Source organism: candidate division WOR-3 bacterium (assembly GCA_039803925.1).
GTDB lineage: Bacteria > Hydrothermota > Hydrothermia > Hydrothermales > JAJRUZ01 > JBCNVI01.
This window is the reverse complement of sequence record JBDRZL010000002.1, coordinates 143,072-168,248: the sequence shown is the minus strand read 5'-3', so window position 1 is coordinate 168,248 and position 25,177 is coordinate 143,072. Positions and strand designations below refer to the sequence as shown.

Genomic DNA, 25,177 nt, shown 5'->3' with positions numbered 1-25,177 from the left:
AAATGGAGATTATAGAGATATCAGAAGCTTCAAAACATATTGGAAAGGAAGTAAAGTTAAAGGGTTGGCTTTATAATAAAAGATCAAAAGGTAAAATTCATTTTCTTATAATAAGAGATGGAACAGGTTTTATTCAGGGAGTAGTGGTAAAAGGTGAAGTTGATGATAGAGTTTTTGAAATGTATGATGAAATTACTCAGGAATCCTCAATTATAGTAAGTGGAATACTTAGAGAGGATAAGAGATCTCCTTATAATTATGAAATTTTAATTAAGGATATAGAATTGGTTCATAAATCTGAAGATTACCCGGTACAGAAAAAAGAGCATGGAGTTTCCTTTTTACTTCCAATAAGGCATTTATGGTTAAGGTCAAGAAAGCAGTGGGCAATAATGAGAATAAGGCATGAGATAATAAGAAGTATAAGGGATTTTCTTGATAATGAAGGTTTTATTTTAATAGATGCCCCAATTCTTACTCCTTCAGCCTGTGAGGGAACAACAACTTTATTTGAAACAGATTACTTTGGTGAAAAAGCATATCTATCTCAATCAGGTCAGCTCTATATGGAAGCAGCGTGTATGGCTCATAAAAAAGTTTACTGTTTTGGACCAACATTCAGAGCTGAAAAAAGTAAGACAAGGAGACATTTGATGGAATTCTGGATGGTGGAGCCTGAGATTGCTTATGCAGAACTTAATGATATAATAGAAATTTCTGAAAGGTTTATAACCTATATTGTGGAAAGAGTTCTTGAAAAGAAGAAAGAAGAGCTTAAAATTCTTGAAAGAGACATTTCTCCTCTTGAGAAAATAAATAAGCCTTTTCCTCAAATCACCTATACTGAAGCTGTCCAAAAATTAAAGGAGAAGTTTCCTGAATTTGAATGGGGAGAGGATTTCGGAGCACCCCACGAACATTTTCTTTCAAATTTATATGAAAAGCCACTTGTTATTACAAAGTATCCAAAAAAAGTAAAAGCCTTTTACATGAAACCTGATCCTGAAAACCCTGATGTAGTTCTTTGTATGGATATTCTAGCTCCTGAAGGATACGGTGAAATAATAGGAGGAAGCCAGAGAGAAGATGATTACAATGCGCTTTTAAAAAGGATGGAAGAGGAAAAAATGCCCATAGAGGATTATAAATGGTATCTTGATTTAAGAAAATTCGGTTCTGTTCCTCATTCTGGGTTTGGTCTTGGTCTTGAAAGGACTGTCTCATGGATATGTGGTCTTGAGCATATAAGAGAAGCAATTCCTTTTCCGAGACTTCTTGAAAAGATTTATCCATGAGTTTAGTTTTATTTATATTTTTTTCATCAATATCAAAACCCTTATTTCCTGATAAAAAAGTAATTAACATTCAAAAAAAATTTGAAATTATTGAGAAAAAATTTTCAAAATTTTATCCTTATTTATATTTAAAAGAAAATTATTTTCCCTTTAAAAGAAAAGAAATTAAAATACAGAAAACAAAAAATGAGACGGATACCGTTAAATTTAACATACTTGCTATAAGAGTTGCTTTTCAAAAAGAAGAACCTGATGACCCACTTACAACAGGTAATGGATGGTTTGATTTATCCTCAAAGGGTAATCCAGATTCTATTCCTTTTTTTTCTGAACCTCCTCATGATAAAAAATATTTTGAAACTTATTTAGAATCTTTAAAGGCTTTTCTTGCTTCAGTGGGATACGGGAGAATTAAAATAAAAAAATATGTGGTTAAACCAGATAAAAATGACTCTTTTTATGTATTACCCTATCCAATGAGATATTATGGAGATTCTGAGCATTTTGAAGAAGGTCTTGTTAAACTTCTGGTAGATGCTCTTCACCTTTCTGATCAGGATGAAACTATAAATTTTATGGATATTGATAATAATGGTATTAAGGATTATAAGGAGGGAATAAGGGATATATATATTATTTTCCATGCTGGTTCAACATGGCAGACTGATTTTGGTGATACTCCCTATGATATTGCAACTGTTACAATTCCACAGGGAGCTCTTGAGTATTATACAGGAGAAAAATATGTTATACTGAACGGTGGTATAGATACTGTAGTTTCAGGGATACTCCTTCCTGAACAGCCTTCACAGGATGGTATAGAAGTTGAACTTCAAGGTCTTTTATTTCATGAATTTCCTCATGATGCTTTCTATGCAACAGATCTCTATGGTGTAAATGGTCTTTCTTCAGGTGTTGGTTCCTGGTGTTTGATGGGAACCGGTGGATGGAATGAAGTTGGGGCTGAAAATCTTAATGGTGATATTGAATCAGTTTTTGGTGCAATACCTTCCTTTCCGTCCGCCTGGATGAAATTGTGGTTTGATTATGCAATACAGGTTGTTCCTGAACGATTTTTTGTCCCTGATGAGTGGTATAGAAAACCAATCAAGCCATTATGGGGTTTTTCAATTTATAAAGGTATGGTTGATACATTTATTCCCTATCTTGAAGAAAGAGATTTTTCAATTTATGAGGCAACTGAGCCTTCACAGGATACTATCAATTACCTTCCCGATTCAGTTAGATTTCCAAAGGTAATTTTTATACCAATCGATGAGTATGAATATTTTCTTCTTGAATACAGAAATGATTTATTATTCGGAAATAATGAATTAAAAGGATTTTTTAAAAAGGGTGCATTAATTTCTCCTTATGGTGCATGGGATTTCTTATTACCTGGTTCAGGGCTTTTGGTATGGCATATAGATGAAAGGGTAATTATAGAACATTATTGGGAAGTGAACTCCTATCCACCTTATAAAGGGGTTGACCTTGTTGAGGCTGATGGTATTCAGGATTTTGATAAATGGACAGATAGTCCTGAAACCTTTTACGGAAGTGAATATGATGCCTTCTTTAAAGGGTTTAAGGATAATTTTTCTTATAAAACATTTCCCTCTTCAAAGGCAAGATCAGGTGGTAATACTTTTATTGAAATAAAAGATATTTCTGAAAGAAGAAAACATAAGATTAATTTTAAATTAAAAAATAATTTTTTGAAATTACATATAAAAGATTATTTACCTCCTGATATTTTACCACTAAACGCCTTTTTTTCTAAAAAGAAAAATTTTATTGTAAGTTTAATAGGTGGATTTAAAAATTATTATGGTGATACAGTTTATTTTACCAATGGAATAAATAATTTTTATTCAGCATTTTTTGTATTTGATACATCAGGTTCTCTTTTAAACACTATATATTTGAAACCAATTATTTCTTCACCTTTTGCTATCTCTGACATAAATAGAGACTCAATTTTGGAGATTTTTTATTTAAAAAATGGTAAATTAAGTTTATTGAAACTTAATAACACTTTTGATACAGTTAGCTTCAATACCCTACCCATGTTTTCTTCTATTCCTTCCCTTTATGATGTAAATAATGATGGAGAAGAGGAAATTATTTTGACAGGTGAGGATTATTTTTTGTATCTCTTAAGTGGAAAAAAGCCTGACAGTGTTATAAATAAAACATATGCTGGCTCAAAATCAAAAAGTGGAATAATTATATCAAGAAATCCTTCTCTTATTTATTTTATGGGAACTGATGGAGTTTTAAGAGTTTTTGATTATAATTTTAATAAATTAAAGGAAGTTTTCAATCCCTATTATGGTTTTTCTGAATTTCCTTCAATATGTGCTGACTATGATAATGATGGTTTTGATGAGATAATGGGTATAAGGGGAAAAAATAATGTTTATTTTTTTGATTATATAGAAGATAAATTTTATGAAAGAAAAATTGATGATATAATTGTAAGCCCTCCTGCTGTTTTTGATGTGGATAAAGATGGGCTCCCTGATTTTGTCTTTAAAACAGAAAATAAATTTTATTCTTTCAATTATTTACTTGCTTTAAATAATAATTTCCCATTAGATATTTCAAGTTTTAATGGATTGAAAAGATATCTTTCACCTATTTCAAGTGATAAAAATTTAATCTTTTCAATTGGGAACAGATTAACTTCATTAACTTTTTTAGAGGAGTTTAATATAAACCTTTCTTCTTTTGGTGTTGAGGATATTTTCTTTGATGAAGATGGAGATTTATTTATTTTTCTTGGAACAGGTGAAATAAAGGTTTTTGCTTATTCTGAGATTCCCTTTTATTTTACTTACGGGGGAAATTTTGAAAGAAACTTTTATTTTGGAAAAAAATTTGAAAAACTTTTTTCTGAAAAGAAAATTTCACTTATTGTTTATCCTTCTGTAATAAAGAATAAAAAAGGTTTTATAAGAATTTTTACTAAGGAAAAGGGGAATTTAAGTTTAAATTTTTACACATTTTCAGGGCATCTTGTTGGTGAAAAAAATATTTATATAAGTGATATAAATGTGGAAAAGGATATTTCTTTTGATTTTTCCTTTTTAACTCCTGGACCTTATATTCTTAAATGGAAGATAAATAAAGAAGAAGGTTTATTTAAATTTTTTGTTGAAAAATGAAAATACTTATCATAATTCCAACTTACAATGAAAAAGATAACATAAAAGAATTAATAGATAAAATTTTTTCTCTGGGAATAGAACTTGACATATTAGTTGTGGATGATAATTCACCTGATGGAACCTGGGAAATTGTTGAAGATATTAGAAAAGAAAACAAAAGAGTAAATCTTATTTTGAGAAAAAAGAAAGAAGGTCTTGGTGTTGCTTATCGTGATGGTTTTAAGTGGGCAATTGAAAAAAATTATGATATCATAATTCATCTTGATGCAGATTTTTCACATGATCCAGAGGAAATTCCGAATTTTATAAAAAAGATTGAAGATGGTTATGATGTTGTCGTTGGTTCAAGATATTTGAATGGTGTGACTGTTGTTAACTGGCCGTTAAAGCGACTTCTTTTATCTTATTTTGCAAATTTATATGCAAGAATTTTGTCAGGTGTTAAAATCAAGGATTTAACATCAGGATATAAGGCTTTTAAAAGGGATGTTCTTGAAAATATACCCTGGAAAGAAGTTTCAAGTGGTGGATATGGTTTTCAAATTGAGACAGTTTATTATCCTTACTGGATGGGTTATAAAATCTGTGAGATTCCGATAATATTTGTGGAAAGAAGGAAAGGAAAATCAAAGATGTCAAAGAAGATAATTCTCGAAGCTTTTTTCCTTGTTATTAAGCTATTTTTGAAAAGAATTTTTAAAAAAGTTTATAATAAGAATAGATGATTTCTTTAATTTTATTTTTTCAGATTGGGGCGGGTGGAAGAGCATATTCCCCAGAGTATTATATTTTTCCAAGTCAGGATAAAGTTTTAATAGAAGTTCAGTTATGGGGACATATTTCAAAACCTGGACTTTATCAAGTTCCCCTTAAGACAGATATAATTAAGTTGATTTCACTTTCTGGTGGTCCGCTTCCGAGTGGTGATTTAAGTAAAGTAAAAGTAATTAGGAATGGTAAAAATCAGGTAATAAATATAAATGATATGCTAAAGGGAGAGAAATTCTATCTTGAAGCAGGAGATGTTGTGATTGTGCCGCAGAACACTTCTTCAAAGTTTAAGGATTATCTATACTTTTTTAAGGAAGGAATAGCACTTTTTGCCCAGATTATTTTAATTTATACATTTATACAGGCACAGAAATGAACCCTGAAGTATATCCTCCAATTGATGTAAGAAAATATCTTGATGCTTTATGGAAGAGAAAATGGGTTTTCCTTTTATTTTTTATAGGTATTCCAACTGTGACCATGATATTTACTTTTGCAACAAAGCCTGTATATGAAGCAAAATCGATTTTGCTCGCAAGGACAAGTGGACCTAATCCTTTGACTCCAATTTATTATCAAAATCCTCTTAAAAATCAAATTTATATTTTAAATACATTAAATTTTGCCGAAAAAGTCTGGAATAGAATTAAAGAGGAAAAGAATTTGGATAAAGAGTTTATTTCTTTTTTAAAGGATGGGGACCCTGTAACAAACATAAGGACAAAGATATCTTATAATTATGATGAGCAGGATAATCTATTATATATAAAAGTTAGAGGAAATAAACCTCTTGAAACATCAAAACTTTGTAACATTGTAGCAGAAGTTTTTATAAAAACATCTGAAGAGATAGCTAAATCATCTGCTCATGAGGTTGTTAAATTTCTTGAGGAGCAGATACCAATGGTGGAATCAAACCTTAACAGGATACAGGATTCTTTGAAGAGATTTAAAATAAAAGAGAAATTAACTGATATTAAATCTATTGGTGATTATTTGAGTTCAAAATTGAAGCTAATTGATGAAATGCTTGCTGAAACTGAAGTTGATATAAAGGAAAAGGAAGGAGTTTTAAAGGCATGGGAACAGAGAAGAGAGGACCTTGTTAAAAAGATATCTGAGGGTGAAAGTGGTGGTTCAAAAGAGGTAATAAAAACATTATATGAAAAACTTATAAAACTTGAAACACAGAAGACTTCACTTCTCCTCGAAGGTTTCAGTGAACAGAGTAAGGAAGTAAGGGAGATAGAAGAAGGAATTAAACAGGTTAAGAAGGAATTAAGTGAAAAACTCGAGGAAAGTGCATTCAGGGAAGTTAGTATTAGTGAACCAATTAATGAAATATCAGATGCTGTTCAAAAGATTGTCTCAGTTAGTGCAGAATTAAAAGCTCTACATGCGAAGAGAGAAGCACTTTTAAGAAATAGGGAAGATATTATGAGGGAGTTCTCAAAGTTTCCAGAGAAAGAAATTGCGTTTCTTACATTGCAGAGAGATTTTGAATTGAATGAAGAAATTTTGATGATGTTAAAAAAGAGATATGAGGAAGCAAAACTCCAGGAGGTGGGTCAAGTATCCAGTTTTGTAATTGTTGAGCCTTCTATACCACCGGAATTTCCTGTTTATCCTAAAAAAAGACAGAACTTGCTTTTTGCAATTGTCATAGGTTTTGGTCTTGCTTTATCACTTGTATTTTTACTTGAATACCTTGATACAAGGATAAGAGATGTGGATGAAATTAAATCAAGTTATCCAGAAATACCTGTTCTTGCTACAATTCCTTTTGTTAGAACAACTAACTCGGAGAGAATTATTTTAACTCAACATAAAAGAGGTTCCCTTTATATGGAAAGTTTTAGGACCTTGAGAAGCAATTTAAAATTTCTGAAAGTTGGAGAAGAAATAAAGACAATTCTTATTACAAGCAGTCAACCTAATGAGGGGAAAACTACAATTTCAGTCAATCTCTCTATTATATTTCAGATTGCAAACATGAAAACCATCCTTATAGAGGGTGATTTAAGAAAACCTGGTCTTCCAAAAATTTTTGGTGAAAGAGAGAAGGGTTTAACCAATTTTCTTCTTGGTGAAGTTAGAAAAGAGGAGATAATTTATGATACATATCTTGAGAATGTTTATTACATTGCTCCCGGTAAGATTCCTCCAAATCCTACTGAACTTTTATCCTCTGAAAAATTTAAGAAATTAGTTGAGGAATTAAAGAAAGATTTTGATATTGTTATTGTAGATTCACCCCCCCTTACTTTGTTTGTAGATGCGGCTGTTATTTCAAGTTGTATTGATGGTTCTATAATTGTTTTGCAGTTTGATTATACAAGAAGGGAAACTCTTGAATATACTATTTCATCCCTTCAAAGATCAGGTGGAAAAATAATAGGTTTTGTTGTTAATAAAGTTACACCTTCTCCTTTTAAAACAAGAACTTACTATTATTATCCTTATTATAAGCCTTATAGAGATTACGGGTACCCAGTTGAGTATTGAAAAAGAAAAAGTAGCGATATCTGCCTGTATTTTAGGTTATCCTTTTAGATTTGATGGTAAAGATAAAAAAAATAAGGAAATTTTAGACAAGTTATCTCAAAAATACATTTTAGTCCCAATATGCCCTGAGATTCTTTCTGGTCTTTCAGTGCCAAGAAAGCCCTGTTCTATTAAGGAAGAGAGTGTTTTAGAAAATGAAAGTGGAGAGGATAAAACCCATTATTTTGTTAAGGGTGCAAAAAGAGCCTTAAAAATTTTAGAAAATTTGGGTATAAAAAAAGTTTTTTTAAAAGAAAAAAGTCCTTCCTGTGGTGCTAATTACGTCCACTTTTATATTGATAAAAATATCACACAGATAAAAAGAGGCACTGGTGTTTTTACTCAGATTTTAATTGAAAAAGGATTTTATGTAGAGGGAATTGATTGAATTAATTATTCTTGGTTCTGGTGGAGGTAGGATTGTTGTATTTCAGGGAATAAGATCAAGTGGTGGTTTTATTATAAAAGGGGGAAATTTTTTGATTCATATTGACCCTGGTCCTGGTGCCTTACAGGGTCTTTTAAAGAATAAAATTTATCCAAATAAAATAACTCATATATGGGTAACTCATAAAGACTTAGACCATACAGGGGAATTAAACATAATTGTAGAAGGAATGACAGAAGGTGGACTTAAAAAAAGGGGAATTCTATATACTCCAGAAGAAGTTTTAAAGGAAAATATTATCCTTCATTATTTAAGGGAGTATTTAAATGAAATTGTAATTACAAAACCTGAAAATCTATATGATGTTGAGGAATTAAAATTTAAAACATCAATTATGCATAATCACAGAGGAGTTGAGTGTTTCGGGTTTATTATAGAAAATTTTTCCTTAGGTTATCTTGTAGATACAAGACCTGAAGAACACATATTAAAGTTTTATAGTAATTTAGATTATTTGCTTGTTAACTGCGTTTTGCTTGAGCCCAAAGAAGATGTATATCATATAAGTTTACAGGATATACCTTATGTCTATGAAATTACAAAGCCAAAAAAATTAATTTTGACACATTTCGGTATGAAGCTATTAAAATATGGGTTTAGAAATATTTCAGATTTTTTAAGTAAATATAATATTCCCTTTACCCTTGCTTATGATAATATGAAAATTACTTTTTAATAATTTAACTTATTTTTGTGATTTTTATTTTATTTATTCTTGATTCTGAGGCATCAAGAATTTCAAATAAATATTTACCAATTTTTATTTTTTCTCCTTTTTCCGGGATTCTTTTTATTTTTTCGATTATATAACCTGCAGCTGTTAAAACTTCATTCTCATCATAATTTTCTATATCAATTAAATTAGAAAGTTCATCAATAGGCATTCTTCCAGGTATTATATAGCCATCTTTAATTTTTTGAGGCTTTATAATTATATCACGGTCGAGCTCATCAACTATTTCACCTACTATTTCTTCAACGAGGTCTTCAAGAGTTATAAGTCCGGTTACATTTCCAAATTCATCAACAACAAGTGCAAAATGCACTCTTTTGTTTCTCATTTCCTTTAAAGCTTCAAGAGCATTTTTATTTTCTGGAAAGTAATAAGGAGCTTTCATGACTTCTGTAACTTTCTTTTTACTATACTCTGATGGATCCATAAGTAAAATTTCTTTAAAAAATAATATACCTATTACTTCATCCTTTTTTTCTTTAATTACAGGCATTCTTGAAAAAGGATATTTTTTAAATATCTTTAAGGCTTCACTTATTGTGTCCTCATGGCTGACACATACCATATCTATTCTTGGTATCATAACTTCCTGTACCCTTTTTTCAGATAGTTTTTTGATTCCTTCTATGAAATCTTCTATATTTTCCTTTTCAGTAAATTTTTCCTTTTTATTTCTTTTGAATATTTTGAACATATTCTTTAAAAAGATTGTATATATCTTTTTTTTCAGGCAAAACTATACCTGCTGAAACAATTGCTTTTAAGGCCTCTTCTATGGAGAGTTCTAAATAAAAAATTTTGTCTTCCGGGACTATTAAATACCATCCACTTGTGGGGTTCGGAGTTGTTGGTATAAAGATATTTACAAACTTTTTACCATTAATTTCCCATTTTTTATCAGAAGTTACAAAACCTATTGTATAATGTCCTTCCATTGGAAATTCTACAAAGATAACCTTTTTAAAGGCTGTTTTCTGGGAAAAAATAGCATCAGTTAGTTTTTTTGCTCCAGAATAAAAACCTCTTATTAAAGGAAGTTTTACTAAAAAATTTTCCCCATACTCAAATATTCTTTTACCTATTAATGTTGTGACAAAAAAACCAACAAGGTAAATAAATATAAAAGAAAAAATTAGTCCAAAAAGGGTTGAAACAAAAACATTTTCTGTTCTTAGAATCCCTATCTTTACAAAAAAATTTCCAATATTGGTTCCAGCAAACTTTATTATAATATAGAGAATATATAAAGTTACAAAAATAGGAAAAAGTGAAGCAATACCCGTTATAAGATACTTTTTAATTTTCTTACTCTCCCTTTTTAATCACTTACAAAAACTCTAACAAATTTCTCAGTGTCTGAAAAACTTATTTTTACTTTTTTATTAAAAGTTTTTGCTATTTTTTTACCTATTTTTTCTGCAAGATGTTCTGTTGTAGTTTCAATAATTATCCTATTCTTTTCATTTTTTACAATCATTATTCTCTCAAGGGGGTTATGAGTAAACTCCTCAGCTGCAATATGTTTTATTCTTGAATGAATTTCTTCGTTTTTTTGCTCCACAAAATCACCAAAAATTTCTACAATTCCAAGAGGATATTTATCCCTTATTTTTCTACAAGCAGGACATTCTTTCTGTTGTATTTCTTTATGGTTTCCTTTCAATTCCTTCAAAAGTTCAGGATTATTGATCCATCTTTTTCTGTGGTAAACAAGACCACAAGTGGGACAAGTTGTGGGATCCACATATAGATTTTTATCCATATACGGATCTTTTAATTTATAAATATAACTCCTTGTATCTTTACCCTTCATTTTCCTTACTCCTTTTTATTATTATAAACCTTTTTTAAACTTATTTTCAAGTTTTACCATGGCACTTTTTATATTTTTTACCGCTTCCACAAGGGCAGGGATCATTTCTGCCAACCTTAGGTGTGTCTCTTTTTATAGTCAAAGTGGGTGAAAGAGTTTTTGCTTCACTTTTACTTTCCTCTTCTTTTTTTGAGATGCTTAAGGTTCTTACAAGTTCAGGTCTAATTTCCCTTAATTTACTTAAATCTACTCTTCTTTCTGCTTCAACAATTTTAGCGTGGAAAAGTCTGTGTATTGTTTCATTCCTTATCCTTCTTAAAAGTTCCTCAAACATCCTGTATGCTTCTTGTTTATATTCAATCAGAGGGTCTTTTTGACCATATGCTCTTAAGTATATTCCTTCTCTTAAGTGATCTAAAGCATAAAGGTGCTCTCTCCAGGCTGTATCAAGAGTGAAAAGAAGACTTGCTCTTTCCAAATCTCTCATTCTTTCCTGTCCAAATATTTCCTCTCTCATTTCATAGAGTTCCTTAATCCTTTTTAGAACTTCTTCTTTGATTTTATTTTTATCTTCAATTTCTTTTAAATCAGAAAAATCAGCAAGAAAATGATATGAGAGTTCCCCCAGAAATTCATCAATATTCCATTCTTCCCTTTCTTCTGAAGCTAAAAATCTTTCCCTTAATTCCTCTACAAGATCAATAACATACTCTTTTAAAATGAGTTCTTTCATATTTTCGCCTTCTAAGATCTCATTTCTCAAACCATAGATTACTTCTCTCTGCTTATTCATCACATCATCATATTCAAGAAGTCTTTTTCTGATTTCAAAGTTCTGCATTTCAACTCTTTTCTGCGCGGTTTCAAGAGCCTTTGTAACAAGTTTACTTTCAATAGGTCCTTCATCTTTTTTTCCAAATCTTTCCATTAATTCTTTTACCTTGTCAGAACCAAATAGTCTCAAAAGATCATCTTCAAGGGATAAAAAGAATTTTGTTGTTCCAGGATCACCCTGCCTACCTGCTCTTCCCCTTAATTGTCTATCAATCCTCCTTGCTTCATGTTTTTCTGTTCCTATGATGTAAAGTCCCCCAAGTTCTCTAACACCTTCTCCCAGCTTTATATCAGTGCCTCTTCCTGCCATGTTTGTGGCAATTGTCACAGCATACTTCTGTCCTGCTCTTGCAATTATTTCTGCTTCCTGTTGATGATATTTAGCATTTAAAACATGATGAGGTATTCCTTCCCTTTTTAACATTCTTGAAAGTAATTCCGAGACTTCAACAGAAGTTGTTCCCACAAGAACAGGTCTTCCAATTTTAAAGTTTTTCTTTATTTCTTCAATAACAGCCTGATATTTTTCTTTTTTTGTTTTAAAGATGATATCAGGAAGATCAATTCTAATCACAGGTTTATTTGTTGGTATAACAATGACGTCAAGTTTATAAATCTCCCAGAATTCTTGAGCTTCTGTTATAGCTGTTCCTGTCATTCCAGCAAGTTTCTCATACATTCTGAAATAATTTTGAAGTGTAATTGTTGCAAGTGTCTGGGTTTCTCTTTGTATTTCAACCCCTTCTTTTGCTTCAACTGCCTCATGTAACCCGTCTGACCATCTTCTTCCAGGCATCAATCTTCCTGTAAATTCATCAACAATGATTACTTTTCCATCCATAACTACATAATCCACATCTTTTTCAAAAAGGGAGTAAGCTTTCAAAAGTTGCTTTATAGCATGAATTTTTTCAGATTTTTCTGAATATTCTCTTATTACTTTTTCCTTTTCATAAAATTTTTCTCTTGGTGAAAAAGTTTCATCCTTTTCAATTTTTGTTAATTCAATTGAAAGATCAGGTAAAACAAATAGATCTTTATCTATAGTCAAAAATTCTTTTCTTCCTTTTTCTGTTAAATCAACATTATGAGATTTTTCGTCTATCACGTAAAAAAGCTCGCTTTCAAACTCTCTTATTTTCTTTTCTTTTAAAAGTTCAAGTTCAATTTTTTCTGTAAGTTTTAATATATCTGGCTCTTGTAAGAGTTTAAAAAGTTTTCTTGATTTGGGAGCCCCTTTTTTTGCAAGAAGTATTTTTTTAGCTGCTTCTTCTTTTTTTCCCTGATTTAAATCCTTTTCTGCTTCATTTAAAATTTGATTAACAAGTAGCATCTGTTTTTTAACAACTCTTTCCACATGGGGTTTAGCTTCTTTATATAAATAATTGCTTGTTCTCTCTATTGGTCCAGATATTATAAGCGGAGTTCTTGCTTCATCTATTAAAATGGAATCAATTTCATCAACTATTGCGTATATATGACCTCTCTGGACTTTATCTTCTTTTCTGTAAACCATATTATCTCTTAAATAATCAAATCCGAATTCATTATTTGTTCCATAGGTAATATCTTTGTTATATTCAGGTTTTCTTTCCTCTGACTCCATACCACTCTGAATTACTCCAACTTCAAGCCCAAGCATTTCATAGACAGGTCCCATCCATTCTCTATCTCTCCTTGCAAGGTAATCATTTACTGTAACAAGGTGGTTTATTCCCCTTGGTGAACCATTAACTAAAAATCTTTTATCACCATTTAATCCCCTCGCTCTTCCAATAAGTGAATTAAGGTAAAGAGGCATTGTGGCAACAAGGGTTTTACCTTCACCTGTTGCCATTTCTGCTATTTTACCTTGATGTAAAACTATAGCACCAAGAATCTGAACATCAAAAGGAATCATATCCCATTCATAATCCTGACCAGTTATTTTCCACTTTTTTCCAACAAGTCTTCTGCAGGCTTCCTTAACAAGAGCAAAAGCTTCAGGTAGAATTTCCATATCACTTTCGCCATCCTTGAGTCTCTGGACAAATTCTTCAGTTTTTTTAATCAGATCTTCATCAGTAAGATGATGGTAAGTTTCGTATATTTCGTTTACTTTTTTAACTATAGGCAATAATTTCCTTATGACTCTTTCATTTCTTGAGACAAATATTTTCTTAAAAATTTTTTTAATCATTTTCTATTTCACCTCCTATAAATACAGATTTTTTTAATTTAGAATGATAGGGTGACCATCTTTCACCCTCTTGTGCCATTTTTATTGCTTCATCAAATTTATAAATTTCAGCATCAAGCATATCAGCCATATAAAGGATATAGGCTTCTTTTGTCATCGGATCAGTTAGAGCTCCTTGACTTTTTGTTCCATGATGTGATGCTATAAGGTGCAAAAGATTGAGCCTCAAATCTTCTGGAAATTTTGATTTAAATATTCCACCAAATTTTCTTTCTTTGTTGAATTTTTCAATTTCCTCATCAATTTTTTTCATCCCGATGTATATATGGTCAAGAAGTTTTCCTTCATCTGTCATACTTGATTTAAAATCTATTTTATATGATAACACTTTTCCTAAGTCATGTAAAAGAGCACCTGCTATAAGTAAATCCCTGTTTATAGAATTATAACATTCCGAAATGGCTTTTACTATTTTTACTACATTAAGTGTATGTTCAGCAAGTCCTCCTAAATAAGCATGGTGGTATTTAACTGCAGCTGGTGCTTCAAGGAAATTTTCAAGAAATTCTCCTTTAAATATTTTTGAAAGTAATTCCTTTAAAAAGATGTTATTGAGAGAATCTATTTCTTTTAAGATTTCCTTTTTAAGAATTTCCTTTGGAATCGTTGATGTAGGAATAAATTCCTTTTTTATTAATTCATTTATTTCAACTTTTTCAGCTTCCTTTATTATTACTCTTTTTTCCTCCTTATATACTCCTATTTCTCCTTTTACTTTATATATTCCCTCTTCCAAAATAACATTCAAATCAAAAAGGTAAGCCTTTAATTCTCCTGTTTTGTCAGATATTACAAGTTCAATATAATCTCCCTTTTTACCTGACAAGTTTTTAAGGGAGTGCAAATAAAATATATCTTCAAAACTTCCTTCTGTTTTTATTAAATCTTTTACATAAATTTTTTTCATTATTTTAAGATAATAAAAAATAAAGATTTTTTTCTAAAAATTCAAGTTGACAAATTAAAATTTTTGCTATATAATAAAAAGGTTTAAAAATGGTTCAAATCCTTTTGAAAAAATGGAGGAAATTGTGAAGAGGATTTTAGTCCTCCTTATGACTATTATGTTTTTTTATTCATGTAAAGAAAGAGAAGGGATTTATCTTTTAAGGGTTTCGGTTTCCAGTTATAGTCTTGGAATTGATATTGTTTCTTTCAATGAACAGGATTCAACTTATTTTTTCCCTTATGATACTCTTTCAGCCACTTTTACCTTTGATGCTCATAATACAAGTGAAGAAGGTTATTCTCCGATTTTAAGTATTGATAGTCTTAATATTGAATTTTATGATATGTCCCAATCACCCCCAAAAAAGATTTCATTTAATGTTGCTCCTCCTTATCAAGGTAATGTTTCTATTCCGACTTATTCACATTTGAAATATGTCTTACCTGTAGAATTAAAAAAGAACTCTCCACTCACCCTTACTTTACCTCTTCTTCCTTCCTATATAAAGGAAATGTATAACCCTTTTTATAATGTTTGGAAAAATAGGAATCCTGAGGTTTTATATTTAAAGGCAAGATATACTTTTTATTCCCATGAGTATTATTCAGGTAAAATTCTTGATCCAGTTAGTCTTGAAATAACCTTAGAAGTTTCTGATTTTGCTGATCAAGGATAAAAGGAGGTTTTAAATGTATAAATTTATTTTAAATTTAATTCTTGTATTTTCTTTATTTGCTCAAATAAGTGATATAAGAATACAGGGTGAGGGGACAAATACTATAGTTACTATACTTGTTCCAGAAGATGTTTCTTATACAGTATTTAAACCAACTTCAAATGTTATAGCTCTTGATATTCATACCAATAAAACAATGATTGCACCTGGTTCCTATGTAATAAATAGGGCAGGAATCGATAAAATTACACTTGAAACCTTTCAACGTGTTGCTTTGACAAGAATTTTTTTATATACCACTTCTACCTTTGAAAGTTATGATGTAAGAACATCTGAGGGAATTTCTTTTTATCTATTAAATACGGGTGGTTCTGAAGGTATTTTTACCTTAAAGGAAGGAAAACCTGAATTCACGGCTGAAATTGAAGAAAAAACTGTTACTTCTACTGTACCTTCTCCTATTAAACCGGGTGAATCGAGAATTTCACTTAATCTTGAAAATGCAGATATAGTTACTGTTATTAATGGTATTGCTGAATATGTTGGTTTAAATGTGGTTTATACAACTGATGTAAAAGGAAAGGTTACTGTTATGGTTAACAATATACCATGGAGGACTGCTCTTGAACTTGTTTTGAAAACAGTTGGATTATCTTATGTTGAAGAAAATGGTGTTTTGAGAATTGCTCCTCCTGATAAGCTAAAAAGGGAAGAAATAGAGAGAAGGAAGGCTGAACAGGAAGCACAGCTTTTAAAACCTCTTGTAACAAGAATTTATAAGCTTGAATTTACAAAACCTGATGAGGTTTCAACATCACTTCAAAAACTTTTAACAGAGAGAGGCAGAATAGAAAAAGATGAACATACAAATTCAGTTATTGTAACTGATATTGAGGATATACAGCAAAAAGTGGAGCAGATTATTAAATCTCTTGATGTAAAAACACCACAAGTCGCAATAGAAGCAAGGATTGTTGAGATTAATACAAGAAAGTTAAAAGAACTTGGAATAAAATGGGGAGGAAGATATACTGGAATAGTCCAGGGAATCCCTTCACAGCAAGGTTATATTGGTAGGAATCCAAGTGAATCTCCTTCTGAACCTGGACCAGAAGGAACCGGTTTTGCTGAAGCTGGAGCTGTAACTTTACCCGCAGCTCCTGGTTTAAGATTTACTGTTGGTTATTTATCACCTCAAACTGACCTTTTTACAATACTTGCCACTCTTGAGTCTGAAGAATTTGCGAGAGTTATATCCTCTCCTAAAATTACTGTTACTGATAACAAACAAGCAAAAATAATTGGTGGAGTTAAAATACCCTTTATAACTACTGATGTTGGTGGTAACCCAATAACAAGGCTTGTAGATGTTGGTATAAAACTTGAAGTTACACCACATGTAAATTCCCAGAACCAGGTAACTCTTGACTTAAAGACTGAGGTGTCTCAGGCAGGTGAGCCAACTCCTACAGGACAGCTTACAATTCTTACAAATGAGGCTGAGACAAGGGTTTTGCTTGGTAACGGTGAAACAGCTGTTATAGGTGGTCTTGTAAGTACTAAAAGATCAAGAGCCTCAAGTGGTATTCCTATATTGAAAAATATACCTCTGATTGGAGCTCTTTTTGGTGGAAGAACAGGTTCTGTTGAAGAAAGGGAAATTGTGATATTTATAACCCCAAATATAATAACAGAGTAATAGAGAGCCTTTTTATTTTTAATCACGCATCCTTACATAGGAGAAATAGGGAACAATTCTTTTATTTAAGAAAATATATAAAAAATATTAAAATTTTTGTTCCCCATACATGGAGGGGTGATCTTGGTGAAAAACCTTTATTGAGGAAAAAAATAGTTGAAGAAGGTGTTGAGATTATACCTTTAAATTGGTTTTTTTTAAAAAATATTCAATTTCAATTCTTTTTTTCCTTTTATTTAAAAGAGATAAAGTTAAAAAAACCTGATTTTGTTATTTTTCTTGAAGAAAGTTACTCAACTTCAACCTTTGAATTCTCCCTTCTTTTTAAAAAAGTGCCCTTTGTATTTTTCAGTGCTCAGAATATTTATAAAAATTTTCCAACTCCAATTAGAAAAATGCAAAATTATGTTTTTAAGAGATCAAAAGGGGCACTTGCACTTTCAAAGGAGGCAGAAGTAGTTTTAAGAAAATGGGGTTACAATAAAAAAATTTTTAGATTTTACCTTGGAGTAGACCCTTTTAAATTTAATAAATCTAAAAAAATTGAAATTTTAGAAACTTTAGAAAAACCAATATTTGCCTATATTGGGAGACTCATAAAAATTAAAGGTGTTTATCTTTTGATAGATGCTTTTGAAAAATTCTATAAAAAATATAAAAAGGGTACACTTCTTTTAGTTGGTGAGGGTAAAGAGAGGGTAAATATTAAAAATCTATTAATATCAAAAAAAGTTAATTTTTACATGTTACCTTATATATCTCATGAAGAGGTCTATTCAGTTTATAAATCAATTGATTTTCTTATTCTTCCTTCTCTTACAGGAAAAGGGTGGAAGGAGCAGTTTGGTAGAGTTTTAGTAGAAGGAATGGCAGGAGGTGTTCCAGTTATTGGTTCTGATTCAGGTGCGATTCCTGAGGTAATAGGAGATGCAGGTCTTTTGTTTAAAGAAGGTGATTCAGAAGAACTTTTTAGATGTATGGAAAGGTTATATCTTGACAAAACCCTGAGAGATGAGCTTATAAGAAAGGGTTTTAAAAGGGTTAAGGAGAATTTTACCTATGAGGTAATTGCAGAAAAACTTTATAATTTTTTAAAATCTTTGGTTTAAAAATGAGAATAAAATTTGAAGTAAAAAAATATTTTCTTGATAACGGTTTAAAGATTTTACTTATACCCATGAGAAGAGAAATTGTTAGTTTCTATATTGTTTATAAAGTAGGTTCAAGGGATGAAATTGAAGGGAAAAGAGGTATATCCCATCTTTTAGAACATATGATGTTTAAAGGAACAAAAAAATTAAAACCAGAAGAATTTTCAAAAATAATTCAAAAGATGGGTGGAATTGATAATGCCTTTACAACAGAAGATTTTACTTTTTATTATGAAACTGTTCCAAAAGATGCTATTTTCAAAGTTATTGAAATGGAATCTGATAGAATGTTAAATTTAAACTTTGAGGAGTTTGAAGCAGAAAAAAATGTTGTTATTGAGGAAAGAAAAGAAAGGATAGAGAATTCACCCTTTGGCAAGTTTTGGGAAAATTTTTCCCTTCTCTCTTATACAATTCACCCTTACAGGTACCCGGTAATAGGTTTTGAACAGGATATCCTAAATATTACAAAAAAGGATTTAAAAAAATGGTATGATAAATTTTATTCACCTTCTAATGCTTTTATTGTTATTACAGGTGGATTTGAAGAAAAGGAAGTTTTAAAATCCTTAAAAAGAAATTTTTCAAAAATTGAGAAGAATAATAAAATTGAAAGAAAGATATTTTATGAACCGGAACAGAATTTTGAAAGAAAGATGGTGATAAGGGAAAAGGATTTTTTAAAAATACTTGGTATAAGTTTTCATTCAGTTCCCTTCAGTCACCCAGATTTTATCAAATTAAGCTTATTTTCAGCTTTACTTGGCGGAATGGAGAGTTCAAGACTTGAAAATATTTTAGTCCTTGAAAAAAATCTATGTCATGAAGTTTCCACTTTCTGTGAAGAAAAAATTGATATGGGTCTTTTTATATTTTACGCAATATTAAACAAAGATGCTGACTTTGATAATGTTATAGAAATTTTCTGGAATGAGGTGGAGAAAATAATAAAAGGAGACCTTAAAGATGAAGAAGTCCAGAAAGTTAAAAATATGTTATCTTCTGAATTTTTGTATAGAATGCAGAGTACATCCGGTAGGGGTCAGATTGTATCCCATTTTGAGCTGAATGATATGTTTGACAGGATTTTTACCTATCTTGATGAAGTGGAACAAATTAATAAGGATGAAATAATTGAGACAGCAAGAAAATATATTAAAAAAGAAAGGGCAAATTATTTAATTTTATGTTAGAGAAAGTTTATAAAGGTGAAATATCAAATAAAATAAAAGTTTATTATGTAAAAAATGATGAGTTACCTTTAATTTCTTTTGCGATAGGATTCTGTTCAGGAAGCTATTTAGATCCAAAAGGTAAAGAAGGTTTATTTTATCTTACTTCAAGTCTTATTGATAAGGGTTATGATACATTTTCTTCCTTTAAGATAAGGGAATTTTTTGATAATATTGGAGCCAAGTTTAACATTACAAGTTCAAAAAATATGCTCTCTATAAAAATCCTTTCAGAGGATAAATTTTTTGAGAAGATAGTTGAATTTATAAGGGGATTAATTTTCTATCCTCCTTTTAAAGAAGAAGAAATTGAAAAAGAAAAAAATAGAATAATTTCAGAAATTTTACAAGACGAAGAAGATCCTGAAACTTTTGTATCAAAAAAATTTTATGAAGTTTTATACGAAAATACACCCTTATCACATCCCCTTGAAGGTTACATAGAGAGTATTAATTCAATAGAAAAAAAAGATATTGAAGAATTTTACAGAGAAAAAGTTTTGAAAAGAAAAATTTTCATAGCGGGTACAGGTTCTATTGATTTAGACATATTTCTTAAAAAGTTTGAAGATTTTTTTGAAAACTTAGATGAGTTTAATCTTAATTACCCAGAATTTAAAAAGGATAAAGTGGATAAGAAAATTTTTTTAATTAAAAAGAAAGTTAATCAGGTATTTGTAAGACTTGGACAATATTCTTTAAACAGAAAGGATAAGAATTACCATAAGTTAATTCTTTCTAACTATATACTAGGTGGAGGAGCAGTTGCTTCAAGACTTTATTCAAAGATTAGGAATGAACTTGGATTTGTTTACACGATTTATTCAAAATTTAATAACCTTGATCCTTTTAAAGGTGCCTTTTATTATTACTTCCAGACAGGAACAGAAAATTTTGAAAGGGCAATGAAAATTTTAATTGATGAAATCAAAAAATTTAAATTAAAAGGGGTAAAGGAAAGGGAATTGAAAGAAGCAAAAGGTTTTTTCAAGGGTTCCATACCAAGAGAAATTGAAACCTATTCCCAAATCACAAATATTTTACTCTCTGCCTTATATTATGAACTTAAACCTTCTTACCTTTACGATACCTTAAATAAAATTTTAGAAACAAATAAGGAAGAATTGTTTGAATTTATAAGAAATTTTTATGATTATGAAAACCTATGTGGAACTATAATAGGTCCTGAAAATTATGATTTTTCCTTTATATATGATATTTTTTCTGAACATAAAATAGAATTAATGTAACAAATTTTAAAATTTATTTCGTTTTATTAAATATGGAATGTGAAAGATTAAATCAATGGATTTTGAAAGAAACTCTTGAAAAAGAGGATTGGGAGCATATTTATGGTTGTAGTTTCTGTAAATCCTTTTTTAATATTTCAGATTTTTTACATAAGAGTTTTGAAGATTTAAAGAATTTAGAACCGGATGAGGAAGCTTTTCTTGCTATTAAAAAAAGAATCAGATTTGAAAAAGTTTTTGTAAGAACACTCTTTTTTTATATGTTATCCTTTTCCTTGTTAATTAATTTTTTCTTTTTTATAATCAAAAATATTTTTATCACCCTTTTTATAAATTTTTTGCTTTCAATAATTAACATAAAAAATTTGCTTGAAAAATTACTTTTCTTCTTTATAAAGTTTAAGCCTTTATTTCCTACACTTTTAAATGGATTCTTATATTTTTTAATACCTTTATTTTTAAGTTTCTTTCTTTTTTTAACTGTTTTATATCTTATATTTTTTAAAAAAGGTTCAAACCCTATAAAAACTTTAATGGTGTAAAAATGTTTTTACTTTTTATTTATTTAATTTTTAATGCTCAAAAAAATTACACTGAACTTGAGGATAAAGTGATTGTTGAAAAAAATGATACTGTTAAAGGTGATTTTTCGGTTATTGGCAAAGATCTTGAAGTTAAGGGAGGTATTTTAGGGGATCTTGCGGTTATTAATGGAAATGTAGAAATTGAAGGCTTAATAGAAGGCGATATGGCAGTTGTATTGGGAGATGTTAAAGTTCTAAAGGGTGCATTAATTAAAGGGGATCTCGCGGTGGTTGGGGGTAAATTAGATATATCTAAAGAAGCAAGTATTGAAGGAGAAAAAGTTAATTTAGGTCTTGGTCCTTTACTTTCTCCTTTAAAGTTGATTAAGCTATTTGTAAAAGGGATTTATGTAACAGAGGGAGAGAAAAAAGTAGAATTGAAAAAAGAAGTTGAAAGAGATACACTTACAGAAAAAGAGGAAGAAAAAGTGGGAAAAAGTGAAAAAGAAGAAAGTAAATTTTTTTCAGAGTTTCCAAAAAAAATTCTTATATTTTTCTCATTTGTGATAATTTTTGGTTTTTTAGTTTTTATTGTTAAATTAGCCTTTCCAGGTACTGTGGAAAATATGACTAAGGAACTGGAATTAAATTTATGGAAATCCCTGGGAATAGGTCTATTATTTCAGCTTTTTTATTTTCCTTTTTTAATTTTTCTTGTTCTTACAATTCTCGGTATACCCCTTGCACTTTTTATACTTATTTCAACTCCTCTTTTTCTATTATACGGTTCTTCACCTGTTATTATATCCCTGGGAAGGATTATACTTCAGAGGTTTAAAATAAATTATAAAAATGATTTTATTCCTATTATAGTAGCATTGCTTTATTTTTTGATGCTCTCACTTATTTTATCTCTTGTTTTATCTTTAGATGGAGAAGGTTTATTATATACGCTTTTAGAGATTTTTGTTTTTTCCTTTTGTTTTTTTAATTTATATCTTGTTTTTACTATTGGTATTGGAATTCTTTTTGTTTCAAGACTTGGAATAAAAAGTTAAAAATAGTTTAAAGAATTTTGAATAAGGAAAAGGAATTTGAAATAATTTATAAAAAATTCAGTAAAGATGTTTATTCTTATCTTTTGTTTCTCTCCCTTTCAAGAGAAGAAGCAGAAGATATTTTGCAGGATGTTTTTATAAAATTCTGGAAATTATTTGATAGATTAAAAAATTTGGAAAATATAAAAGCATATCTTTTGAAAATGGCAAGAAACAGATTAATAGATTTAAAAAGAAAAGAAAAAAAATTAAAGTTTGTAGAATTAAATGAGGAAATTTTTGATTTTAAATGTGAAGACCCAGTCGATAAAATAAAAAAGATAGAGTTTGTTAAAAAAATATTGGAAAATTTAGAGGAAGAAGAAAGAGAAATAATTATTCTTAGATTTTATGAAAATTTAAAATTCAAAGAGATTTCTGAAATCCTTTCCATTAATGAGAATACCTTGAGGGTTAAATATTTAAGAATTCTTGAAAAAATAAGAAAATATGTTTATAATTATAACTATGAAAAATAAAAAGATTAAAATTGGGATAATAACTTTTTTATTTTTCCTTGGAACTCTTTATTTAATTTTTACAGGTTTGAAAAAAACTTGGGTTTATTACTATACAGTTGAAGAATTTTTCCAAAAAAATCCCTATGTTGACGGAAAGACAATAAGATTGCAGGGTAAGGTTGTCCCCGGAACTGTGAATAAAAAGGGTAATATTGTAGAATTTGAAATTGGTAATAATGAAAATAAGATCAAGGTTATATACAAAGGAACGGCACCTGATATGCTCTTTCAGCCTGAGGCACAGGTTGTTGTTGAAGGAGTTTATTATAAGGCAGATAACCTTTTTAAAGCACATTTCCTTTTAACCCAGTGTCCTTCAAAGTATCAGGCAGAAGAAGCAAAAGAAAAATAAAAGTTTGATATTTTTTTAAATTTTTTTAAATTAATTAATGAAAGTTTTAAGATTATCTTTTGTCTTTATTTTTTTCTCTCTTGTTTTGTTAATTCTTTCTTTATTGTTAAAGATTAAAGAGAATTTAGAAATAAAAAAAGAGGCTGAGGAACTTATAAGTCTTTTTGAGCCTTCTTTTGAATCAATTTTAAATGCCTCTTACTTTATTGATGAACTTTACTATAAAAATCTTGATAATTTATCTGATTTTTTAGCTCCGGATTTAAAGGAAGATTCTCTTTTGAAAATAGCTCTTGTGAATAATTTTTATGAAATAACAATTTTAGATAAAAATTTAAGGGTAATTTCCTCAACAGGTAGAAAGAAAAATTCTGTAATAGAAAAAAAAGTTTTTGAGAAGGGAAGGATTGAGTCAATAGAGGGTGATTCCCTTTTTTATTTATTAGATAAAGGAAATTATTACATTCTAATGATAAAAGATATAAGAGATCTTAAAGAGAAAAAGACTGAATCAGGATTAAAGAAAATGCTTGAAAAATTAAGTAAAGAGGAAAAAATAGAATATATTTCTCTTGAGTCAAGTGGTGAAACTGTTTTTTCTTCAAAAAATATTGAGCCGATTAATGATAGGGATTTGATTGATAAAATAATAAATAAAAATAGGATTCTTATACAGAAAAGAAAAATTTATGAAGAGGAGATAATTGAGGTTTTAAAAGCTTTTTTTTTCAGAAATACTCCTATCGGTATTCTCCGGCTTGGTATTTCACTTGACAGGTTTAGAAACAGGATTTTTGTTATTAACCTTATACTTATATCAGGAGTTTTTTTATTTTTATTTTCCCTTCTTTTATTTATTTTAAGTTTTTATGAGAGATTTAAATATTTTCCATCTTTAATTTTGTCAGATTACTCCATTTATAAAATAGAAAATAATAAATTGCAAAAAGTTTATGGCAAAGAACTTAATTTGTCAAATTTGGATTTTAAGGATAAAAGGCAGATTTTATGTAGATTAAATGAAGATTATTATTTTGCGGAAAGAGATAATGATTTTATAATTTTTTTAAAGATCAATGAGTTTATGGAATTATTTAAAGAAAGTGAGAAAAAGAGAGAAGAGGAGGGTATTTTGAGGATTTTATCAAGTTTTGCTCATGAAATAAAGAATCCCTTAAATTCCCTGAAATTAATATCATACAGATTAAAGGATAAAATAAAGGAGGATTATCCTGAGTTTGAAAAAGCTTTAAATTCTTTAACTAATTCTATTGAAGAATTTATGAATTTATTAAGACCTTTTTATCTTAAAAAAGAAAGGGTAAAAGTAAAGGATTTTATAGAAAGTGTTATTAAAAAAATTGAAGGGGATTTAAAAGATAATAAAATTGAGGTAGTTATAAAAGGTTTAAATAAAGAGTTATTTTTTGATTTGAATCAGATGGAAAAGGTTTTTTTGAATCTGATAAGAAATGCTATAGAGGCTCAGCCTGAGGGTGGAAGGATAGATATAGAAGTTTTTGAAGAAAAGGGGAGATTAATGATAAAGGTAAAAGATTACGGAATAGGTATAAAGAGGGAAAATTTAGATAGAATTTTCGAGCCTTATTTTACAACAAAGAAAAGTGGAACAGGACTTGGTCTTTTTACAGTAAAGAGGATTATAGAAAGTCATGGATTTGAAATTTCTGTAAATTCAGAGGAAGGTAAAGGAACAGAGTTTATAATAAAAACCTAAGATTAAAATAATGAATTTTTAAATTTTTTTTCTTTATAAGTGAAGAAGATATTATAAAAATAATTGAGAAAAAATTGCCTGAAATTATTGAAAAATCTCCTATTAAATTTAAGAAGTAAATTTTTATGTTTAGAGGTT

The 25,177-nt window shown here is 29.4% G+C and carries 22 protein-coding genes; 17 read left to right on the top strand and 5 right to left on the bottom strand.

The window, feature by feature from the left end; all coding sequences use genetic code 11:
- Nucleotides 1-2: 2 nt before the first annotated feature.
- Genes asnS through ABIN17_01925 form a run of 7 tightly spaced genes read left to right on the top strand, consistent with a single transcriptional unit; the run spans nucleotide 3 to nucleotide 8,907 of the window.
- A complete protein-coding gene (asnS, locus tag ABIN17_01955; GenBank protein ID MEO0283823.1) occupies nucleotides 3-1,295 on the top strand; it encodes an asparagine--tRNA ligase in 1,293 nt (430 codons plus the stop codon).
- The gene (locus tag ABIN17_01950; GenBank protein ID MEO0283822.1) at nucleotides 1,292-4,465 is read left to right on the top strand and encodes a hypothetical protein; all 3,174 of its coding nucleotides are present in this window, start codon (nucleotides 1,292-1,294) and stop codon (nucleotides 4,463-4,465) included. Before asnS ends, ABIN17_01950 begins: the two co-directional genes overlap by 4 nt.
- On the top strand, nucleotides 4,462-5,193 hold the full coding sequence (locus ABIN17_01945; GenBank protein ID MEO0283821.1) for a polyprenol monophosphomannose synthase: 732 nt from the start codon (nucleotides 4,462-4,464) through the stop codon (nucleotides 5,191-5,193). The genes ABIN17_01950 and ABIN17_01945 overlap by 4 nt, the downstream gene beginning before the upstream one ends.
- Nucleotides 5,190-5,615 carry an SLBB domain-containing protein gene (locus ABIN17_01940; protein MEO0283820.1) on the top strand — a complete coding sequence of 142 codons (426 nt, stop codon included), beginning with the start codon at nucleotides 5,190-5,192 and terminating at the stop codon, nucleotides 5,613-5,615. The genes ABIN17_01945 and ABIN17_01940 overlap by 4 nt, the downstream gene beginning before the upstream one ends.
- Nucleotides 5,612-7,744 (top strand): polysaccharide biosynthesis tyrosine autokinase, encoded by a 2,133-nt coding sequence (locus tag ABIN17_01935; GenBank protein MEO0283819.1) that lies wholly within the window; start codon nucleotides 5,612-5,614, stop codon nucleotides 7,742-7,744. Before ABIN17_01940 ends, ABIN17_01935 begins: the two co-directional genes overlap by 4 nt.
- Nucleotides 7,734-8,171, top strand: coding sequence for a DUF523 domain-containing protein (locus tag ABIN17_01930; GenBank protein ID MEO0283818.1), 438 nt, complete (start codon nucleotides 7,734-7,736; stop codon nucleotides 8,169-8,171). Before ABIN17_01935 ends, ABIN17_01930 begins: the two co-directional genes overlap by 11 nt.
- Nucleotides 8,164-8,907: an MBL fold metallo-hydrolase gene (locus ABIN17_01925; GenBank protein ID MEO0283817.1), complete on the top strand. Its 744-nt coding sequence runs from the start codon at nucleotides 8,164-8,166 to the stop codon at nucleotides 8,905-8,907. Before ABIN17_01930 ends, ABIN17_01925 begins: the two co-directional genes overlap by 8 nt.
- Before the next feature lie 4 nt (nucleotides 8,908-8,911).
- Here the strand turns inward: ABIN17_01925 and ABIN17_01920 are convergent, their stop codons facing one another.
- The 5 genes from ABIN17_01920 to ABIN17_01900 all read right to left on the bottom strand — a co-directional run bounded on the left by ABIN17_01920 (nucleotide 8,912) and on the right by ABIN17_01900 (nucleotide 14,757).
- A complete protein-coding gene (locus tag ABIN17_01920; GenBank protein MEO0283816.1) occupies nucleotides 8,912-9,658 on the bottom strand; it encodes a hemolysin family protein in 747 nt (248 codons plus the stop codon).
- Nucleotides 9,633-10,085 (bottom strand): DUF502 domain-containing protein, encoded by a 453-nt coding sequence (locus ABIN17_01915; GenBank protein MEO0283815.1) that lies wholly within the window; start codon nucleotides 10,083-10,085, stop codon nucleotides 9,633-9,635. Before ABIN17_01915 ends, ABIN17_01920 begins: the two co-directional genes overlap by 26 nt.
- 197 nt (nucleotides 10,086-10,282) lie before the next feature.
- Nucleotides 10,283-10,777, bottom strand: a complete 495-nt coding sequence (locus ABIN17_01910; protein MEO0283814.1) for a BCAM0308 family protein — start codon at nucleotides 10,775-10,777, stop codon at nucleotides 10,283-10,285.
- A gap of 46 nt (nucleotides 10,778-10,823) precedes the next feature.
- A complete protein-coding gene (gene secA / locus ABIN17_01905; protein ID MEO0283813.1) occupies nucleotides 10,824-13,790 on the bottom strand; it encodes a preprotein translocase subunit SecA in 2,967 nt (988 codons plus the stop codon).
- A complete protein-coding gene (locus ABIN17_01900; GenBank protein MEO0283812.1) occupies nucleotides 13,783-14,757 on the bottom strand; it encodes an HD domain-containing protein in 975 nt (324 codons plus the stop codon). Before ABIN17_01900 ends, secA begins: the two co-directional genes overlap by 8 nt.
- 112 nt (nucleotides 14,758-14,869) lie before the next feature.
- Here ABIN17_01900 and ABIN17_01895 point away from each other — a divergent pair, with 112 nt between their 5' ends.
- The 10 genes from ABIN17_01895 to ABIN17_01850 all read left to right on the top strand — a co-directional run bounded on the left by ABIN17_01895 (nucleotide 14,870) and on the right by ABIN17_01850 (nucleotide 25,039).
- On the top strand, nucleotides 14,870-15,475 hold the full coding sequence (locus ABIN17_01895) for a hypothetical protein (protein MEO0283811.1): 606 nt from the start codon (nucleotides 14,870-14,872) through the stop codon (nucleotides 15,473-15,475).
- A 13-nt stretch (nucleotides 15,476-15,488) separates the two neighbouring features.
- A complete protein-coding gene (gene pilQ / locus ABIN17_01890; protein MEO0283810.1) occupies nucleotides 15,489-17,174 on the top strand; it encodes a type IV pilus secretin PilQ in 1,686 nt (561 codons plus the stop codon).
- A 140-nt stretch (nucleotides 17,175-17,314) separates the two neighbouring features.
- The gene (locus ABIN17_01885; protein ID MEO0283809.1) at nucleotides 17,315-18,283 is read left to right on the top strand and encodes a glycosyltransferase family 4 protein; all 969 of its coding nucleotides are present in this window, start codon (nucleotides 17,315-17,317) and stop codon (nucleotides 18,281-18,283) included.
- A 2-nt stretch (nucleotides 18,284-18,285) separates the two neighbouring features.
- Nucleotides 18,286-19,518, top strand: coding sequence for a pitrilysin family protein (locus ABIN17_01880; GenBank protein ID MEO0283808.1), 1,233 nt, complete (start codon nucleotides 18,286-18,288; stop codon nucleotides 19,516-19,518).
- Nucleotides 19,512-20,807: a pitrilysin family protein gene (locus ABIN17_01875; GenBank protein MEO0283807.1), complete on the top strand. Its 1,296-nt coding sequence runs from the start codon at nucleotides 19,512-19,514 to the stop codon at nucleotides 20,805-20,807. The genes ABIN17_01880 and ABIN17_01875 overlap by 7 nt, the downstream gene beginning before the upstream one ends.
- A 32-nt stretch (nucleotides 20,808-20,839) precedes the next feature.
- Nucleotides 20,840-21,349, top strand: a complete 510-nt coding sequence (locus ABIN17_01870) for a hypothetical protein (protein ID MEO0283806.1) — start codon at nucleotides 20,840-20,842, stop codon at nucleotides 21,347-21,349.
- 2 nt (nucleotides 21,350-21,351) lie between these two features.
- On the top strand, nucleotides 21,352-22,389 hold the full coding sequence (locus ABIN17_01865) for a hypothetical protein (GenBank protein MEO0283805.1): 1,038 nt from the start codon (nucleotides 21,352-21,354) through the stop codon (nucleotides 22,387-22,389).
- Nucleotides 22,390-22,406: 17 nt separating this feature from the next.
- Nucleotides 22,407-22,907: a sigma-70 family RNA polymerase sigma factor gene (locus ABIN17_01860; GenBank protein MEO0283804.1), complete on the top strand. Its 501-nt coding sequence runs from the start codon at nucleotides 22,407-22,409 to the stop codon at nucleotides 22,905-22,907.
- Nucleotides 22,879-23,301 carry a cytochrome c maturation protein CcmE gene (locus tag ABIN17_01855; GenBank protein MEO0283803.1) on the top strand — a complete coding sequence of 141 codons (423 nt, stop codon included), beginning with the start codon at nucleotides 22,879-22,881 and terminating at the stop codon, nucleotides 23,299-23,301. Before ABIN17_01860 ends, ABIN17_01855 begins: the two co-directional genes overlap by 29 nt.
- A 37-nt stretch (nucleotides 23,302-23,338) precedes the next feature.
- Nucleotides 23,339-25,039 carry an ATP-binding protein gene (locus ABIN17_01850; protein ID MEO0283802.1) on the top strand — a complete coding sequence of 567 codons (1,701 nt, stop codon included), beginning with the start codon at nucleotides 23,339-23,341 and terminating at the stop codon, nucleotides 25,037-25,039.
- Nucleotides 25,040-25,177 lie beyond the last annotated feature (138 nt).